General features: G+C 59.3%; 3 protein-coding genes. 1 reads left to right on the forward strand and 2 read right to left on the reverse strand.

Going from position 1 to position 1,980, the window contains the following annotated elements; genetic code table 11:
* Both ABYM29_RS15565 and ABYM29_RS15570 read right to left on the reverse strand, forming a co-directional pair.
* The coding region (locus ABYM29_RS15565; RefSeq protein ID WP_372865707.1) for a 3-hydroxyacyl-CoA dehydrogenase family protein at nucleotides 1–589 on the reverse strand (589 nt) is incomplete at its 3' end.
* Nucleotides 590–609: 20 nt separating this feature from the next.
* Nucleotides 610–1,419, reverse strand: coding sequence for an acetoacetate decarboxylase family protein (locus ABYM29_RS15570; RefSeq protein ID WP_372865708.1), 810 nt, complete (start codon nucleotides 1,417–1,419; stop codon nucleotides 610–612).
* Nucleotides 1,420–1,660: 241 nt separating this feature from the next.
* On the opposite strand from ABYM29_RS15570, the gene ABYM29_RS15575 reads away from it, so the two are divergent.
* Nucleotides 1,661–1,980 (forward strand): helix-turn-helix domain-containing protein (locus ABYM29_RS15575; RefSeq protein WP_372865709.1); only part of this gene is annotated, 320 nt, incomplete at its 3' end.

A 1,980-nucleotide genomic window follows, 5' to 3' on the forward strand; every position in this document is an offset into this window, starting at 1 on the left:
ACCCGAGGGTGGTGTTGAGCACATAGCCGGAGTTTTCTTTTTTCAGTACCAGTGGCGTGCCGCCGAGACTGGCGACATAGCGCCGCAGCACAGAATTGCTGTGCGCGCTGGTGCGCGGGCCGCCGACGATGTCGAACAGCATGGCGCCGAGGTGGGAGTGCAGGGCGGCAAAGCGCTGGCCGTGGTGCAGCACATCTTCGATCTCTGAAACGAGAAAGCCGGAGGTGTTGGTGGTAATCAGTGTCGACGGCGGGCACAGGACATCGAGTTGCCGATGAATCTCGCGCTTGCTTTCCAGGCGCTCAAAAATCGACTCACTGATTAGCTCGGCGCCGGCGGTGGCCGCAGTCAGCTGGTCGCTCAGCTCGATGCCGCTCAGCGCGGTGTCGAGTTGCGGCTGATCACACAGCCCCATGCCGATTAAGAAGCCGCCGATCTCTCTTAGGCGCACAGTCGCCGCCGCTAGCGTGTCGGCATTAACGTCATATAACACGCACTGATAGCCGGCCAGCGCGGCGAGCAGGCTGTTGTAGCAACCCATTACCCCCGAGCCGACAAAGCAGACTTTATTGATTTCGGTAATGGTCATGTAGGCTTGCTCCTGTTGCTTTAGCGCAATACGCGGCTTGGGCTGTCGGCGACAATCAGATTGCAACTGCCGCGGGTGGTAATGGCCGGCAGGTAGTCCAGCACCGGTAAACCGGCCAGCGCGTTGACGATATGAAATTGCGTGGGGTTCTGCTCCCAGCTCAAGCTCTGCCAGTTCACTTGGCCGCTGCCGACCTGAATCTCGCTGAGCTGGTTTTGCGATGGGAACAGGGTGAATTCACTCAGAGCTTCACCGCCGGCGCCAACATTGGGCAGGTAGCGCCAGGCCATCGGGTGGTCTTTGTCCTGCTGGGCTGCCTGAAACAGGGCAATGTCTTCGGCGCTGGGCGTGCTCAACTCTGCGACTTCCAGGTCGACAATCGGGTGACCAAAATGGCTGGCCTCGGCGCGCCAGCGTCCCTCGTGGATGTCGAGGTCGCTGATGTCGGCATAGATCTTGGGGATGCCCTGCAGTTCGCGGCCGGTGAGTATGGGGTCGGCGAGGTTTTCCCACATTACCAGGCAGTAGTTACCGGCCAGCTGGTCGCGCTGGCCCTTAAAGTTGACCGCAGCGTTGACGGCGATCAGGTTGTAACCGTGGCCGGCCAGCCAGTCGACGTTTCGGTTGCGGGCGTAGGCCACCGACACCACAGCGGTTTCAGCAAGCTCGAAGGGGGCGGGGATATAGCGGCTGAGCAATTCGCGGTCGGTCACATAGGACACAATCATGGTGGTGACGTCGTGATACCAGCCCGACGTTTTGGCGCCCTGATAACGGGGGCCAAAGTGCGCCGGCATCTGGTAACTGCTGTTGGCGAGGGGGGTAAACATTGCGGAGTTCTCCGGTTTGCTGTTGGCTTAATTAATTTTTATTTTTCAGGTGCTTGCGCTGTGTTGTGAGCCTTATGGAGTGGCCTTTTTATCGCTGCACTGGCATTGTGTCGCTATGTCTGTGGTATTGGCAACGACGCCGGATGTCCAGTAAGTCTGGGAACCCGCGGTGCCAGCCTGCTAGGCTGATAGAGTGGGGAGGCACGAGCCGGAACGGGCAACACCGAAGGCGATATAGACGATGAAAGAACCACGGCAAGACTATGCATTTACGCGTTTTCTGAAGTTTTGGCGCGATGTGCACAATCTGAGTCAGGAAGAGTTGGCCGACCAGCTCGATTGCTCGTCGCGACATATCAGCCGCCTGGAGACGGGCAGCAGCCGTCCCAGCGAGGCGATGGTGATACAGATTGGCCAGGTGCTGAATCTGGGCAAGCGCGACTTGAATCACCTGCTGATTGCGGCGGGCTACTCGCCAGTGGCAGAGGAGCACGACTTCGACAGCCCGGAGCTGCGCTGGCTGAGAAAGTCGATGATCCACACCCTGCGGGCACTGGACCC

It is taken from the genome of Spongiibacter sp. (genome assembly GCF_041602295.1).
Classification (GTDB): Bacteria; Pseudomonadota; Gammaproteobacteria; order Pseudomonadales; family Spongiibacteraceae; genus Spongiibacter.